This is a genomic window from Advenella mimigardefordensis DPN7, from assembly GCF_000521505.1.
Classification (GTDB): Bacteria; Pseudomonadota; Gammaproteobacteria; order Burkholderiales; family Burkholderiaceae_B; genus Advenella; species Advenella mimigardefordensis.
Genome location: NZ_CP003915.1, coordinates 3984620 through 4000042, shown reverse-complemented (window position 1 = coordinate 4000042; position 15423 = coordinate 3984620). Strand labels below are relative to the sequence as shown.

18 protein-coding genes are annotated in these 15423 nt (G+C 52.3%); 11 read left to right on the top strand and 7 right to left on the bottom strand.

Features of this window, described 5'->3' with window-relative positions; all coding sequences use genetic code 11:
• Window position 1: 1 nt before the first annotated feature.
• From MIM_RS18360 to MIM_RS18350, 3 genes are all read left to right on the top strand, one after another.
• Window positions 2-388, top strand: a complete 387-nt coding sequence (locus MIM_RS18360; protein WP_025374223.1) for a DUF4150 domain-containing protein — start codon at window positions 2-4, stop codon at window positions 386-388.
• 316 nt (window positions 389-704) lie between these two features.
• Entirely contained in the window at window positions 705-893 is a 189-nt protein-coding gene (locus MIM_RS23245) for an antitoxin PaaA2 family protein (protein WP_158318752.1), read from the top strand.
• 515 nt (window positions 894-1408) lie between these two features.
• Window positions 1409-2035, top strand: coding sequence for a hypothetical protein (locus tag MIM_RS18350; protein WP_025374221.1), 627 nt, complete (start codon window positions 1409-1411; stop codon window positions 2033-2035).
• Window positions 2036-2163: 128 nt separating this feature from the next.
• Here the strand turns inward: MIM_RS18350 and MIM_RS18345 are convergent, their stop codons facing one another.
• Entirely contained in the window at window positions 2164-2961 is a 798-nt protein-coding gene (locus MIM_RS18345) for an IclR family transcriptional regulator (protein WP_025374220.1), read from the bottom strand.
• Window positions 2962-2985: 24 nt separating this feature from the next.
• Complete coding sequence (locus MIM_RS18340) at window positions 2986-3603, bottom strand: flavin reductase family protein (protein ID WP_025374219.1); 618 nt, start codon at window positions 3601-3603, stop codon at window positions 2986-2988.
• A gap of 218 nt (window positions 3604-3821) precedes the next feature.
• Between MIM_RS18340 and MIM_RS18335 the strand changes: the two genes are divergently transcribed.
• The 6 genes from MIM_RS18335 to MIM_RS18310 are packed head-to-tail and all read left to right on the top strand — an operon-like array spanning window position 3822 to window position 8495.
• On the top strand, window positions 3822-4784 hold the full coding sequence (locus MIM_RS18335) for a Bug family tripartite tricarboxylate transporter substrate binding protein (RefSeq protein WP_025374218.1): 963 nt from the start codon (window positions 3822-3824) through the stop codon (window positions 4782-4784).
• Between the two features lie 21 nt (window positions 4785-4805).
• Complete coding sequence (locus MIM_RS18330; RefSeq protein ID WP_144084684.1) at window positions 4806-5207, top strand: RidA family protein; 402 nt, start codon at window positions 4806-4808, stop codon at window positions 5205-5207.
• Window positions 5200-6072, top strand: coding sequence for an amidohydrolase family protein (locus MIM_RS18325; protein WP_025374216.1), 873 nt, complete (start codon window positions 5200-5202; stop codon window positions 6070-6072). The genes MIM_RS18330 and MIM_RS18325 overlap by 8 nt, the downstream gene beginning before the upstream one ends.
• Window positions 6069-6929, top strand: coding sequence for a fumarylacetoacetate hydrolase family protein (locus tag MIM_RS18320; RefSeq protein WP_025374215.1), 861 nt, complete (start codon window positions 6069-6071; stop codon window positions 6927-6929). The genes MIM_RS18325 and MIM_RS18320 overlap by 4 nt, the downstream gene beginning before the upstream one ends.
• Before the next feature lie 3 nt (window positions 6930-6932).
• Window positions 6933-7715 (top strand): 2-oxo-hept-4-ene-1,7-dioate hydratase, encoded by a 783-nt coding sequence (gene hpaH, locus MIM_RS18315; RefSeq protein ID WP_025374214.1) that lies wholly within the window; start codon window positions 6933-6935, stop codon window positions 7713-7715.
• An 18-nt stretch (window positions 7716-7733) separates the two neighbouring features.
• A complete protein-coding gene (locus MIM_RS18310; protein ID WP_025374213.1) occupies window positions 7734-8495 on the top strand; it encodes an aldolase/citrate lyase family protein in 762 nt (253 codons plus the stop codon).
• Between the two features lie 161 nt (window positions 8496-8656).
• Here MIM_RS18310 and MIM_RS18305 read toward each other — a convergent pair whose 3' ends face one another.
• Genes MIM_RS18305 through MIM_RS18285 form a run of 5 tightly spaced genes read right to left on the bottom strand, consistent with a single transcriptional unit; the run spans window position 8657 to window position 13551 of the window.
• Window positions 8657-9961 (bottom strand): NAD(P)/FAD-dependent oxidoreductase, encoded by a 1305-nt coding sequence (locus tag MIM_RS18305; RefSeq protein WP_025374212.1) that lies wholly within the window; start codon window positions 9959-9961, stop codon window positions 8657-8659.
• Between the two features lie 28 nt (window positions 9962-9989).
• Window positions 9990-10754, bottom strand: a complete 765-nt coding sequence (locus tag MIM_RS18300) for an ABC transporter ATP-binding protein (RefSeq protein WP_025374211.1) — start codon at window positions 10752-10754, stop codon at window positions 9990-9992.
• Window positions 10755-10765: 11 nt separating this feature from the next.
• Complete coding sequence (locus MIM_RS18295; RefSeq protein WP_025374210.1) at window positions 10766-11530, bottom strand: ABC transporter permease; 765 nt, start codon at window positions 11528-11530, stop codon at window positions 10766-10768.
• Between the two features lie 35 nt (window positions 11531-11565).
• Window positions 11566-12573 (bottom strand): ABC transporter substrate-binding protein, encoded by a 1008-nt coding sequence (locus MIM_RS18290; RefSeq protein ID WP_025374209.1) that lies wholly within the window; start codon window positions 12571-12573, stop codon window positions 11566-11568.
• Window positions 12574-12588: 15 nt separating this feature from the next.
• Complete coding sequence (locus MIM_RS18285) at window positions 12589-13551, bottom strand: LysR family transcriptional regulator (RefSeq protein WP_025374208.1); 963 nt, start codon at window positions 13549-13551, stop codon at window positions 12589-12591.
• Between the two features lie 353 nt (window positions 13552-13904).
• On the opposite strand from MIM_RS18285, the gene MIM_RS18280 reads away from it, so the two are divergent.
• Both MIM_RS18280 and MIM_RS18275 read left to right on the top strand, forming a co-directional pair.
• Window positions 13905-14084 (top strand): hypothetical protein, encoded by a 180-nt coding sequence (locus MIM_RS18280; RefSeq protein ID WP_025374207.1) that lies wholly within the window; start codon window positions 13905-13907, stop codon window positions 14082-14084.
• Window positions 14085-14280: 196 nt separating this feature from the next.
• Entirely contained in the window at window positions 14281-15342 is a 1062-nt protein-coding gene (locus MIM_RS18275; protein WP_144084683.1) for a hypothetical protein, read from the top strand.
• Window positions 15343-15423: the final 81 nt, after the last annotated feature.

Genomic DNA, 15423 nt, shown 5'->3' with positions numbered 1-15423 from the left:
TATGTTAGCCAATACCCAAATGTTCGGACTGGACCTGGCCTTCCCCGATGTCTGTCTGACACCGCCCACGATTCCCATTCCCTACCCAAATATAGCCATGGGCATGATGGCCATTCCTATCTGTTTCAATATCCTGAAATGCTTTGCCCCCGCACATAACATGATGACCTTCACGCCCATCAGCCTGGGCGATATTCCGGGTGTGATCGGTGGTGTCGTCTCCCACACCGTCATGAGCCTCAAGCGCGATTTGACGGGGGCCTTCACCGTACTGCTGCGCGGTTTGCCTGCCACGCGATGGGGTAGCATCACCCTGCAAAATACCTTCAATATGGTCGGGATACGGGCTGTGCCAAGCCAGCCTAAAGTGTTTGTGCTGGCTGCGTGATGATGTAGGCGAGCGGGTGTTCTGTTGAAACCAGCATCACCCTGGGAGTGGGCAGGCGAGATCACTTGTGTTTATACTGCTAGAAGTGTTTGAGATGCTGTGTTTGCAAATAAGTCAACGTGGGTAGAATTCCTCTGCAGATGCTTAGGTGTGTCGCTCATTTAAATCGATCTATTTTTGCAAAACGAATTGCATGTTTTCTATCAATCAAACGTGCCTGTTTGACAGCCTGATTTGCGTAATGATAGTGTTACGTGATCTGGGCATTATCGTGGCTCAGATCGATATTACTAACTGAGATTCGGGTCAGAAGAATATGTCAAGCAATCACCAATGTCGAGATCAGGCCATTCGCGATACGCACGAAGCCGCCGCCTTCAACCAGTGGCTTGCCAACGAGATTCAGGAAGCGCTCGATGACCCTCGGCCGAGTGTGCCGCAAGATGAGGTTCTGGCAGGGATGCAGGCCAGGATAGCAGCAACAACCGCTTTAGCCCGTTCGTAAGTATCGGCGCTTTCCCCCAGACACATATACTGTGTTTCGATATGCACAAGATAGTCTACAACCTGTTGGCAAGACGCGCCGGCTTTAAGGTCGAGAGCCGCTGTAAGCAAATAATGATCATACTCGTCGGCAAACGGCAGATTTCTTTCGTCATACCACTTCCCGGGGTTGCCACTTCCAGGACCCAGTAAGCCGATAGGATCCCAGAGATCCCAGGCTATATTGCGCAGTTTCGTCAAATCGACATCAGGAGAGGGCGGGGTAGTATCTGATGGATTCATAATGAGTGTGTGGAGTGGCTCTGGTATATTTTTCTCCAGGGGCGCGCTCCGGATTATTTGCTATTTCCGGATCGTAGCATATGGTTAGTCTACTATTCGGGAACAACGTCCAGTCCCGTAAACGATATCAGACTGCGGGGATACGATATTCTGGAATGCTGGGTGACTGTCCAGATGATTGGTGTAGGCGATGCCTTAAGCCCATACGAGTTGGCGAAAGCATAGGAGGGTGTGGTGACTAGCAGCACAGACATCTCTGTCAGGATTTTGTATGAATGGAATGAAACTGCGTCGCAGACAGCCAGTTTCAGGCCAGCGGCTAGTGCTGTCGCGCTGATTGACTGGACGATCCTGCCGCCTCCTGTTGATGAGAGTGTGCCCCAGCCGGTGATAAGTGCGGTTGCAGAGACGGCTGTTGCCCTGGGGGCAGTCGCCTTCCGTCTGTTCTTTAAGGAAAATCTTCCGAACAACCTGACGATATTTCCGGCGCCGCGTGCTTGGGTGGGGCTGCGGGCGGTGGATCGCATGCGCCGTACCTGGCCGGTAGATATTGCAACTGCTATGACGCCAGAGGCAACCGCCGAGATGTTTTCTCAGGACTGGCATTTGCAGGGACAAACCGGGCTAGTGCTTCGGGGGTATAGCCTGTCAGACGAAAGCATGAATCGACTCAGGCGTGCGCGAGACTGGCGCGACCAGGCGTTCCCAGCAGACGCGAAGCTATTGATTGCGCCAGCCGTTGATGGCGAGGGGGTGCTGCTTGCTGCCGGGCATCAGTGTGAACTGGAGGAGGCGGTGGAGGGTGTGGTGAGTCGATTGGTTAATGCTGGAGTGAATGTGACCGTCGATGGGGCGGCCTGAACGCCGGATCCGGGCTGACCGTTTCAATCAGCGCGCGTTGACCGGCATGGGCGTATTGAGCAACTTTGGAAGGACTGACTGACAATTTTCCACCTGAACCGGCAAGTGCCCGGCAACGGTTTGGAATCTTAATTAGCATTCAAATCCGCATGACGACTGAGCTGTTCGGCCTGTCCATTCATCTGCTCGACAACATATGACAGGCGTGATGGTTCGAGACGATTGGACATGGCCGTGATGGTAAGGGCCGCCCGGGGATGGCCTGCTGCATCTACAACCGGAACGGCGACAGCGCTGGTACCGGACATCACGCCATTCTGAACATAGGCATAGCCCAGGTCTCTGGCTATTTGCACTCTTTGAACGAGTTGCTCTGGCGTCAGCGCACCCTGGGCAAGGCGCTTGGCATTGGCTGTAACGATAGGCTGCAGTTCTTCTTGCGACAGACATGAAAGAATGGCCACGCCCGAAACGCCGGCGCCCAGTGGCCGGCGCGCACCTACATCAATGGACAGAACCTGGATAGGATGGTGGCCGGTCTGACGGGCAATACAAATCGAATCCAGCCTATGTCTAATGCTCAGGAAAGCAGTGTCGCCGATGCTTTGGGCCAGGTAGTTCAGGCAAGTCGGCGCGGCAGACAAAAGCGGAAAGCGTCGTCGGCGAGCGAGACCCAGCAGGGTCAACTCGCTGCCAATCAGGTAACGGCGGGTAAGTGGGTCCTGTTCAACAGCCTGTTCCTGTAGCAGCGTCTTCAGGATACGACGCGCGGTAGGCCGGTTCAGTCCTGAAATATTCACAATATCTGTCAGGCGCACACCATGCTCTTGCCCACAGGCAACCAGCCGCAGGATCTGCATGGCACGGGACACCGTCTGGCTTCCCGGCTGCGCACCGGAATTGTCTTCTCTCTCGTCTGCATTCATGATGTTTCCTCGGGACAGTGACGGCTAAAGCACCGATTTTGGGGTTTGTAATACCGCCGGTAAGGTAACGACTTCGCCCAGCGTGGCGTAGTTGGGACCGCCAAGGCGGCAGATGGGTCGCAAATTAGTGGTCTCGATTTTTCCGTTGTTCAGCAAACTATCCCTGATATGGAGGACCTTGATTTCTCCAACAAAGAATTCCGCGCCGGTATCGCCGTAGGGCGTTACGCTATGCAGTTGGCACTCCATGCTGATCGGTGCATCTGCAAGTCGAGGTGTTGCCATTGATTCTCCTGGCAACGTGTCAAGCTTAAGCAGTTGCACCTCGCTGACTTCGGGTGGATATTCCGCAGCACTCTGATGCAAAGGTTCCAGCAGCGTCTCGTCGGCAATATTAACGACGAACCGGTTGTTACCAAGAATGTTCGTTGCTGTGTCCTTGCGGATGCCTGCCTTACGACCGATATTGATGCCGATCATGGGCGGCATGTTGGAAACGATGGTGTAGCAACTGAATGGTGCGACATTGATCAGGCCGCTCGCCGACAGCGTGCTGACCCAGGCGATGGGTCGCGGTACGACAATACCGGTCAATAATTTGTAAGTCTGTTCGGGGCTCATGCTGTCTGCAAGAATTTTCATAGGTTTGTTCACCAGAAATATGTCCAAATAGTAACCGTCATTGGCAATGAAAATACATGACAAACGCAATAATGCCCCATTTTTATGCATTACGGTGATTGCTGAATCTATATTAAGTCCGGTATTTGGACGTAAATAGTTTTTTCATATTGTCCTGTAGCGCCAACCCTTGCTATCTTTTGCTGCATGGTTTCACCATCGATTACAGGAAGAGACAAATGCAAGTACAAAAAATGATTGTTGCCTTATCCATACTGTTGACAGCAACCGCCTATGCAAGTGACTGGCCTGCCAAGCCTGTTTCGATCATTGTTCCTTATCCGCCAGGCGGTAATGTGGATGTGGCAGCAAGGCTCATTGCGCCTGGGCTTGCCAAAGCCTTTGGCAAGCCATTTATTGTGGAAAACAAGGCGGGCGCCGGGGGCATGATTGCCGGAGAATATGTTGCAAAAGCAAAACCGGACGGCTATACCTTCTTCATGGCAGCTAATGGGCCCCTTCTTTATAGCCCGATTATTTTCAATCGTGATGCCTATCATTGGGACAGGGATTTCGAGGCAGTGACGTCCATCTCCATGACCCCCATGGTGCTGCAGGTACGACCCGATCTGCCTGTCAAAACGGTGAGCGAACTCATCGATTACGCAAAACAGCACCCGGGCAAACTGAATATGGCCTCACCTGGTGCCGGGACCTCCAATCATTTGATGAGCGAACTGTTGCTGGCCAGGACGGGAGCCAAATGGATGACGGTGCACTACAAGGGTAATGCACCTGCCATTACGGATTTGCTTGGCGGGCAGGTTGATTTCAGCTTCGATCAGATGTCCGTGGCCTTGCCCTACCTAAAGGATGGCAAGTTGCGTCCCCTTGCCGTGACGTCCCAAAAGCGACTGGCTAGCCTGCCGGACGTACCGACGCTATCCGAATCCGGTATTTCAGATGCCGTTGCCTATACCTTTACCGGTTTGATGGCGCCTAAAGGCACGCCAGCCGATATTCTTGAAAAACTCAGTACAGCTACGACAGCGGTACTGAAGGATCCGGCAATCATTGAGCGTTTTGAGACGCTTGGGGCCGAAGCACAGAGCATGACGCCTGAGGAATTCAAAGCGTATCTGAAAAGCGAAGATGACCGCTGGGTACCCATTATCAAAAATGCCAACATTAGTGTGAATTAGGAACAGAATATGTCAGGAACAATGAATATAACGAAAAGAAAGAGCATCTATGCCGAAGGGTTCAGTCACAAAAACCCGATTCCGGCAGCCAGCCAGATTGGCAGTATGGTGTTTTCGGGCAGCATCCAGGGAACGGATCCTGCTACCGGTGCGTATGGATCGACGATAGAGGAACAAAGCCGGCTCATGTTTGACCATGTCAAACGCATCTGCCACGCCGCCGGGCTGGAACCCACGGATATTATCAAAATGCATGTCTGGATGAATGATCGTTCGCAGCGCGCGGCATTGAACAAGGAATGGCTGGCGTTGTTTCCGGATCCTGAATCCAGACCAGCCAGGCACACCATGCAGGCCAGCCTGGATGGCGGAAAATTACTGGAATGCGACTTCATTGCCGTGAAGGGAGGATCACATGCCTGATTATCTGCCTTTTGACCCGAATCCGCGCGCGCCCAACCCCAAGCCGCCCGCCAGCAGTTGCGACAGTCAGTTCCATGTTTTCGGACCGGCGACGCAGTATCCCGTGAGGGCCGGTGCAGCCTATGAAATGCCGACAGCCACGATAGACGCGGCCTTGCGCTTGCATCGGACATTGGGAATAGAACGAGGTGTGATTGTCCAGGCCACCACCTACGGAGCCGACCATCAGGTGGTTCTGGACGCGCTGCAGGCCGCCGGACCGGGTTATCGTGGATGTGCGAATGCACTTGTTCTGCTCGATGGCACGGACAATGAACTCGAAAAGCTGGATGCTGCTGGCATAAAAGGTGCCCGCTTCAATCGCCAGGGACTGGGCGTGAGCATGTCGGAAAAAGAATTTGCGCATGCGATCGCCCGCATTCGGGAATTGGGCTGGTACGCGAAATTCCAGCCGGAAGCCACGGGCATTATGGATCAGCTCCCCATGTTCCAGTCACTGGATATTCCGGTGATGCTGGATCATATGGGGCGGCCGGATCCGCGCCTGGGTACTGCCGATCCCAGCCTGAACGCGGTTCTGGAACTCCTGAAAAAAGGGAATGTCTGGGTCATGTTGTCACTGACAGAAAAAGTATCACGCGACGGCGCGCCCTGGGATGACGTGGTTCCCATCGCCCAGGCCTACATTGAATCTGCGCCCGATCGTATCGTTTGGGGTAGCGACTGGCCGCACCCGGTATCGGTCAAACAACCGCCCAATGAAGGTGATCTGGTTGAGCAGTTATACCGTTATGCCCCTTCCGATGCCTTGCTGAAAAAAATACTGGTTGATAATCCGGCCGCCTTCTTTGGATTTGATAAATGAAAATAGTTTCTTTTGTGATAAAAAACAAGGCACGATTCGGTATCGTCATTGATCAGGAAGTCGTTGACCTGACCGACGTTCTCGGGCCGGACGCTCGTACTGTCAATGAACTGCTCGGCAGTGGGAAACTGGCCGCTTTCGGTCACTCGCTGCCTGACGATGCGCCTCGCTATCGTCTGGATGAGCTGCATTTTCTGCCACCCGTACCCGATCCTGGAAAAATCATTTGTGTGGGGGTCAATTATCACCATCGCAATGAAGAATATAAGGACGGCACTGCGGCTCCCGCCTATCCCAGCGTATTCCCGAGGTTCGCGTCCTCCATTACGGGTCACGGGCAGCCGTTGATCTGTCCGGTTGAGGAATCACAACAGCTTGATTATGAAGGTGAAATTGCAATTGTCATTGGAAAACGCGGTAGGCGTATTGCCGAGCAGGATGCGCTTTCTCATATTGCCGGCCTGACCTGCCTGAATGAAGGCAGCGTACGTGACTGGTTAAGGCACGGGAAATTCAACGTGACGCAAGGGAAAAACTTTGACCGTAGTGGCTCAGCCGGACCCTGGCTGGTCACCTCCGATGAATTTTCCAGCTATGACAATCTTGAAATCATTACGCGCGTGAACGGCGAAGAACGCCAGCGTGATAACACCGCAAACCTGATGTTCTCCTTTGCATTCTTGATTCACTATATCTCCAAATGGACCACGCTGGAGCCAGGGGATGTGATATCTACCGGTACACCGACCGGTGCCGGCATCCGGTTCGACCCGCCTAAGTTCCTGCGCGAAGGGGATGTGGTTGAAGTAGAGGCGCCGGCTATCGGCATTCTGAAAAACACGATTAAAAACGGGTGAATGATGCTCAGCAAGCAAACACATCAAAAAGCCATGCGACTGCTACTGGATGCAGAAGCCAGTGTGACTCCGGTTACGCAACTTGACGTTACGTTTCCCGGCCTGGATATTGCGGATGCGTATGAAATACAGAAACTGGTCATTGCCGACAAGATTGCGAACGGCGCGGTACTAAAAGGGCACAAGATCGGACTGACGTCCCGGGCAATGCAATCTACGCTTGGCATAGACGAGCCCGATTACGGACATTTGCTGGATAATATGTTTTATTACGATGGTGATCGTATTCCCGCAGACCGCTTTATCGTTCCCAGAGTTGAAGTTGAACTGGCGTTCGTGCTGGGAAAACAGCTCAGAGGCCCCAACGTGTCGCTGTTCGATGTACTGGATGCGACGGCGTTCGTGCAGCCTTCGCTGGAGCTGGTCGACGGGCGTACGCAATACCCGCGAAGGATCGTGGACAATATTGCTGATAATGCGGCCTCGGCGGCAGTTGTGTTGGGGGGCCGGGTGGTACGCCCGATGGATATTGACCTGCGCTGGGCCAGTGCGCTTTTGTACAAGAATGGCACGATCGAAGAATCGGGCGTATCCGCAGCGGTTCTTGGGCACCCTGCGATGGGCGTGGTATGGCTCGCGAATAAAATTGCGGAGTTTGGCGGTGTGCTGGAAAAAGGGCACGTCATTCTGGCCGGATCGTTCACCCGTACCGTTACTGTCGCCAAAGGCGATGTGATACACGCAGATTTCGGTACGCTGGGCAGCATCTCAGTCAGCTTTACCTGATCGGGGGAAGGAACAGATATGAGTGTAAACAAAAACAGCTTCAAGCATGCCCTGGCTCAGAAACAACACCAACTGGGCTTATGGGTTTCGCTGTGCAATGCGTACAGTGCTGAAATTGTCGCGGGTGCGGGCTTTGACTGGCTATTGCTGGACACAGAACATTCGCCGAACGACGTCTCTGGCGTTCTTGCTCAATTGCAGTCTGCCGCAGCCTATCCGGTATCGGCTGCTGTTCGACCGTCGTGGAACGACGCCATCCAGCAAAAGCGCTTTCTTGATATCGGGGCGCAAACATTGTTGATACCTTACGTTCAGAATGCAGAAGAGGCAGCCCGGGCGGTAGCTGGTATGCGCTATCCGCCGCGAGGGAACAGGGGCGTGGGCGGCACCATGCGCGCCAGTCATTTCGGTCGAAATAAAAATTACATGCACGAATGCGAAAGCGAACTGTGTCTGCTGGTGCAGGTAGAAACGCAGGAAGGACTGGATAATCTGGAAGCGATCACCCGGGTGGATGGGGTTGACGGTGTTTTCATCGGGCCGGCCGATCTTTCCGCCAGTATGGGCCATCTGGGCAACCCGGGTCATCACGAAGTGCAAAGCGCCATAGAAGATGCAATCAGGCTGGTGCGGGCGCTGGGTAAAGCGCCGGGCACTCTTACTCTGGATACGCAACTGGCCCGTCATTATATGGAATGTGGTTCGCTGTTCACCGCGGTAGGTATGGATGTCGCGCTGCTGGCGAAGGCGGCGGATGGGTTGGTGGGCGCGTTTTCCTGATTGCAGAGAAATGCCTGACGGGCGCATCAATCGTATGGCCTTGGGCATGTGTCGCATTAGGTGACACTGCCGGTCAGAACCGGGCATGGTTCTCATCGGCAGGCAGTCATTTTTATTCAAAAACGAAATGCTCACTTGACATGAACACCGACAACCCTGAATTATCGTTCAGCCCCCGCTTTTCGCTTCTGCAGGTAAATGGCGGTTTTGACAGCTGCGCCCCGTAGCGGTTCGGGAGGGAGCCAGCTTGGTTTTTCCATGGCCAGGACGTCTGCAAGCTCCTGCGTGCGATGTCCCAAAATAAGTTCCGCCAGCAGTTTGCCGTAGCAGGTGCCTTTCAGGACGCCGGCGCCATTGCATCCTACAGAGGCATAAAGATTGGGGGCCATTTCGCCAAAATAGGTTGCGCCGTTACGCGTTAAGGCCGTAACTCCACCCCACAGGTGCTCGAATTGATGACTTCTCGCGGCGGGATAGCGTCGACGATAGCAATCGGTCAACAGTTCCAGAACGGAACTGCCGGTCTGTGGCTTTTCATAAGAATAGGCACTTCTTACCATAAAGCGCTTGTTCTGAATTTTTCGCAGCGTGGTGCCCATACGGTTGGCAGGTATCAGGCCCCATTCGGGCTCGCTTCCATGTAGCGCGAGTTGTTCTGGATCCAGCTCTGGTGTGATCGCCGCATAGGTAAAGATTGTAAACATGCGGTCTTTGAGAAACCCCAGCTTGCGGGCGAACCCGTTGTTGGCAACAATGATTTTTGCCCCTAGAATCAGCCCCCGTGCCGTGCGAACGCCTTGCTCCCGACCTTGTTCTACCGATAATACCGGGCAGTTCTCCAGCAATGTGACGTTGGCTGGTAAATGATCGGCCAAGCCTCGAATGAGCGCAGCAGGTTGCATAAAAACATTGCTATTGGTTTGAATCGCAAAGCGGTAGTAGCGGGTTCCCAGACGTTCTGAAAGCTGGGTCTGGGATATCTCCTGATACTCCACACCCCATTTGTCATATTGACGGGCCGTATTTTGCAGGCTGACGGCGCCTTCCTCAGTTGCCGCGCCGTGGTACTTGCCTTGTGGGTTCCAGCCGCAATCAATTTGATGGGTATCAACCAGCCCTTTGAGCCAGCGCAATCCACCGTCATAGACCCGAATTTGCTTTTGCGCGATTTCTGCCGGGCTGATATGCCCCGACATATTGGTATTATGGGGCAGGGCGATGACAAACCCTGAGTTTCGGGCCGAGGAACCCTCGCCAACGATACCCGCCTCCAGCACCAGAATGCTGGCCGATGAGTTCAATTCTGCCAGCCTGCGCGCAGCCGCCAGCCCCGTGTATCCGGCTCCAATCACGATAAAATCGTATTTTTTTTCAATTGCAATAGCTGTCTTTGCTGTTCGCGCAGGCAACAGAGCGTTCCACCCGGACCGACTTTCGTAGACGGGATAAGTTGTTCTAGACGACATGTTTAACCTTGATTTTTTCTATAGAAATCTATGTACGAGCTTCCAGACTCTTTTGCACTTCGTGCTGGACCGTGTCCCAGATCTGTGCTTTCAGTTCGTTGAACCGGGGCGACAGTTGTACGCTGGCATTGCGCGGATGAGGCAGATCATTTGGTATATCCTGTACTACCTTTCCAGGCCTGGATCCCAGCACAATAACGCGAGAGGATAGTAATAGCGCCTCATCAATCGAATGGGTGATAAACACAATGGTTTTGCCGCTTTGCTCATAAATCCTGATCAATTGTTCTTGCAGTACCTGCCGTGTCATTGCATCCAGCGCGGCAAAGGGCTCGTCCAGTAAGATCACATCTGGATTATTGGCAAGCACGCGTGCAATCGAAACACGCTGACGCATGCCGCCAGACAGCGCTTTCGGAAAGGCATCTTCAAAAGACCGCAGTCCGACCATATCGATATATTCTTGTGCAATCTCGTGGCGTTCCTTTTTTGAAACGCCCTTGAGTTTTAAGCCGAATGCGACGTTCTCTAGCACGGTCATCCAGGGAAATAGCGCGTATTGCTGAAAGACCATCCCACTTTGTGGATCAACGTCTCTGACCTCGTGACCGTTGACGACAACCCTTCCGGTGGAAGGTCGTACAAAGCCGGCGACCAGATTGATCAACGTTGATTTGCCGCAACCGGATGCACCCAGCAGCACGACGAATTCGCCTTTCTTGACCTCGATGTTCACTTTATCCAGAACATGCAATGTTCCGTAGCTCTTGCTCACATTTTCAATGCTAATCATGACACTTTTCCTTAACGCTGCCAGCGCAGCACGCGGTTTTCAATGCGGCGCAGAATCACATCAATAATCAATACTGTGATACTGATCATCACCATGCCCAGCACCACGGTGTCGGTCTGGAAAAACTCTTTGCCATTCATGATCATGAAGCCCAGTCCTTCTTTGGCAGACACCAGTTCAGCGGAGATAACGCAAGTCCACGACAGTCCCAGAATGATCTTAAACCCGCTAATGATCTGTGCAAGACTTGCCGGCAGGATCACTTCTCGCATGACCTGAAACCGGCTGGCGCCCAGATTTCGGGCCGCCAGCACCAATACCTGATCAACGTTGCGAGTGGCTTCGATCACGTAAAGAAGGGCGGGAGCGATTGTTCCCATAAAAACAATACTGTACTTCTGTGTTTCGGTAATGCCGAACCAAAGCAGAGACAGGGGTATCCAACTCATGGAGGGCAAGGGCCGGATCAGCGAAATAATGGGATCAAACACGGCGCAAAATCGGCGGGATGTGCCTAAAACCAGCCCCAGGGGGATAGAGACAGCGACTGCCAGCGCAAAGCCGACCATTACCCTGCGGGTGGATGCGAGTACATGGGATAGCAGTACGCCGTCGTTCAGGGTTCGGATTCCGCGTAGGACTACTTCGGATGGAGAAGGCAGAAAAATGGGGTCGACCAGTCCGAAGCGACACACCATTTCCCAGATCGAAACGAAAACGGCAACTGATACGCAACTGATCAGGACCAGCTCCCGTTTTTTGGAAACGTAAGACATTCTTGGATACTCCTGCTATTGTGTGAAATCGAATTTCAGATGAAATCCGGGTTGATCCAGTCGCTTACTTTGGGAGCGCGATCCAGCTGCTTGTAGGTCACCAGCATCTCTGCCAGTTTTTGAAGACCCGTGACGAACTTGCCGTCTTTGGCCATCAGGTCCTTTTGCTGTGCCAGGGTGTACCACTCGGCTCCCTTAATCGTTTCCAGTTGCTCAGCATCGTTCAGGTTAGTTAGTTTTTTGAGAATCGGCACCGCTTTTTCGGGTTCGTTTTTCAGTATCTCGCACGATTGGAAATAGGCTTTGATAAAGTTTTTGACTGCCTGAGGGTTGGATTCCGTATAGGTTTTTTTCACCACCAGCAGATCCGGCCCCGGTGTTGTGCCGAATTCCTTGTACAAGCTGAAGCTTGGGTCGTCGGCCAGCAGCTTGACGCCTGGCATTGCCGACAAAATATTAAATTGGGGTGTCCATGCGGCGCAGGCATCGATCTGGCCTGATTTCATCGCGGCGATGATCTCGGGTCCGGAGATGTTGATAACGTTGATGTCCTTGTCGGGCGTCATGCCGCTGGCGGCAATCAGATCCAATACCAACAGATGCGTGCTGGATGCAAATGCTGTGCCAATTGTTTTACCTTTCAGATCTTCGATACTGTTGATGCCATCCCTGACAAAAAGGCCCTCAACCTTGCCGAAATTTTCCGGTACGCCGACTACATAGAATTGCTTGACGCCACGCGCCATCAGCGCCATGGTCGAAATGGATCCAAATCCCGCCAGATCGACGTCTCCCGCCATCATGGCGCTTAGCCGAGCAGAGCCGGTGACGAATGATTCCCAGCGCAAATCAATGCCTTCTCTTTTGAGCAAGCCGTTTTCGATTGCCAGATACGTGGGGTAATGAGAAAGCCAGGGTGAGCCGCCGTAAGCCATTTTCTGCATTTCCTGGGCAGAGGCAAACAGTCCGGTTCCGGTCAGGCCAATAGCACCAGCACCTGCGAGAGTATTTTTCAAAAAAGCGCGACGATGAGTTGATGTCACTTTGACCTCCTTTAGTCAATATAGATTTTGAGTGGTTTTTAACCATGGAATCTTTGTCTGCAATCTGGGCAGAACATGCTGCTCCAGTGCCTGACGACTGCTTCGATAGATTTTTTCTGCGGCATCTTCGTTCTCTCCTCGCCGGGAGATTAAATAAACGGTTCGTTGTAATGCTGGCCCGGGTAAGGGTAGAACGGCAATCTTGTCCCAGAAAGACAGCCCCTGGGCGACACATAAGGGCGAGGTGATGGTCCATCCCAGTCCCGAGGCGACCATCGCCATAACCACATCTGCCGAATCAATTTCCAGATAATGGGGAATGCTCACATTGCACCGACGCAAGTAACGTTCGATCTGTCCGCCGTAATGCGAACGTGAAGCAAATCGAATAAAGGGCATTGCCTGCGCGCACACATTCAGATCCTGTTTTGCGAGCAGACCTTCCTTTTCTTTCGATACGACGATCAGGAATGGTTCCTGATACAGTCGGGTCCTGATCAGGTCATCCATATCCTCGACCGGGTCAGACGACACAATGAGGTCCAATTGCCGGTTCAGAAGGCCGTTTGAATGGGTGTGTGACAGACCAGACCAAGCCAGAATACGGCTGGTATTAGTTACCATTGATTTGAGAACATAAGGGCCAACCGTTGCAGAAAAGGAATCGATCATGCCCAACCGGATCTCGACTTGGTTAAATAGTGCGGCTTCCCGTGTCTGAGCGATCAGCCGATCCATGTCTTCCACAATCTGCTTTGCCTTGCGGCTTAGTGAAATACCGGCAGGCGTCAATTTGAACGGACGTCGCTTACGATCAATCACCTGTGTTTTCAATATTTCTTCAATATTCGAAACCACTTGAGATACTGCTGACTGGCTGATACCCAGCTCTTTAGCGGCATAAGAAAAGTTCCCATGTGTAGCGAGTACTTCAAACACTCTTAATGCTTTTATATCCAAGGAAGTGGCCTTGGTCATGTTTGCCTCCAATTTTTTATTAGCAATATACGGTACAAAGTAAAATTAACCTAGGATATGACACTTACCATAAGTGAAAATTATAGTAAGTCACATTTGTGCTAATGATGAGCCTTATCGTGGACATATCAATCGCTGAGTTGAGCGAACCGAAATCCATGATTGATAGTCGAAGTCTGACTATCTCTTTTCCACCGCCAAATAAATAATTCGCATGCGGGGAATCCATTGACCGAATTGGTTAGCTTGCTCCGCCGGTCGGCTTCTATCCCTCTGCCGCAAGGTAATAAAGATTCGTTGCTGAAACGATCTGTCATGTTCCCATTTATCGTTCTATTTCCGGAGGCCGAACTATGTCCGATAGTCGCGATGGTCCGCCCTGGATTGTGCTGTACAGGCTATTGCGAGGTCATTATTCATTACGGGTTATGGCGATGTGCCTGGCAGCGTTCGCGGCTGTACTGGAGCTCGCCTCGTTTCTGATGCTCTGCTATTCGGTGTCACTGCTGCCCGCACTGCACCAACGTGCATGAATTAGCTTAGCGACGATAGAAAAAGGGACCGAAGGCGCATAGAGGGACGCTGCATACGCTCTTACACACGATTTAATTTACAAATTGTAAAATATGCTTCCAGTTCAAAAGGCCTGCCTCTTTTCATGAGAATGATAGAATAGCGCGCCACTTACATCAGGCTGAAAAAAATATTCACTCTAACATTAACAAAAACATGAAAAAACTCGACTATCTTGAACGAAAAATAATGCTCGCCGGCAGGCTTTCCCTCATATTGCTGGGAGCGATTTTCCTGGTATTTGCAGTCTGGTGGGCTGTGCTGAGCGTGCCTAACGGCTGGCGGCTCTACCTGAATGAAACCACTGAAACCAGTCTCCAGAAGGTCGAGGGCTTCAAGCCCGACGCAAAGGCCTTTGAAGACGCGGTTCTCAGCGCGCAAGCCACGACAAGTGGTGTCGATGAAGATGAACTGAAACTGCAGGCAGCCATGAAGACGCCTGAGTTTGCAACGCACTACGACAGCATCATCAACAAGATCCGTGGCTTTGCCGAGAGTAAGCCGGAAGACCGCAAGCGCATTGATACTGCTGCGGAAAACGAAGGTTATACGCCGCTGGCTCCACTTGAGTTTGAAGCCGTTGACAAGTACAGCAAGCTGTGTGCCGGTGACGCAGCAGCTGCAGCAGCAGCGGCAGTTGAAGCTGCCGAGGCAGCCGCCGAAGCAGCAACGGACTCCACATCGGATGCCGCCGCTGATGCCACTGCAGATGCAGGTCAAACAGAATCAGAAGAAGGTATGGATGCTGAGCAGAGCGACGAGCCAGCAGCGGATCCGTATTGCGGCAGGAATACCGTGCGTGGCCTTATCGTAGAAAGCCTGAATACGGTTATCTACAATGCCAGCAACGACGAAGAGAAACGCACTTTGCACAAAAATTTTGTGGCTGGCCTGGACAGCGCCGTTACCAGCTATCTGGATGGCAAGACACCACGTGACTCTTTATTTGCGCTTTCTACAGTACAGATCGCCAGTACGCTGATCACATCATATACATCGACGTTCAGTGAAAAAATGAATGACTCGTCCAGCTCCGAGCCTTCAATGGGCGACGAAATGGACAAACTCACCAAAGGGTTTACGCCGCTGACGCTGATTGCCAATCCATTTGTGATTGGTACACTGGCATTCCTGATGATATTTGTTAATCTGATGATGATGCTTGCGGTTATCCGCATTGGTCGTCGCCTGGAAAAAGAACCAGACAGCAAATCATAATCGTGATATTGCGTTTATGATAAAAAACCGCGCCAGAGATTGTTTCCGGCGCGGTTTTTTTGTCCAATGACCAGCAGTTTG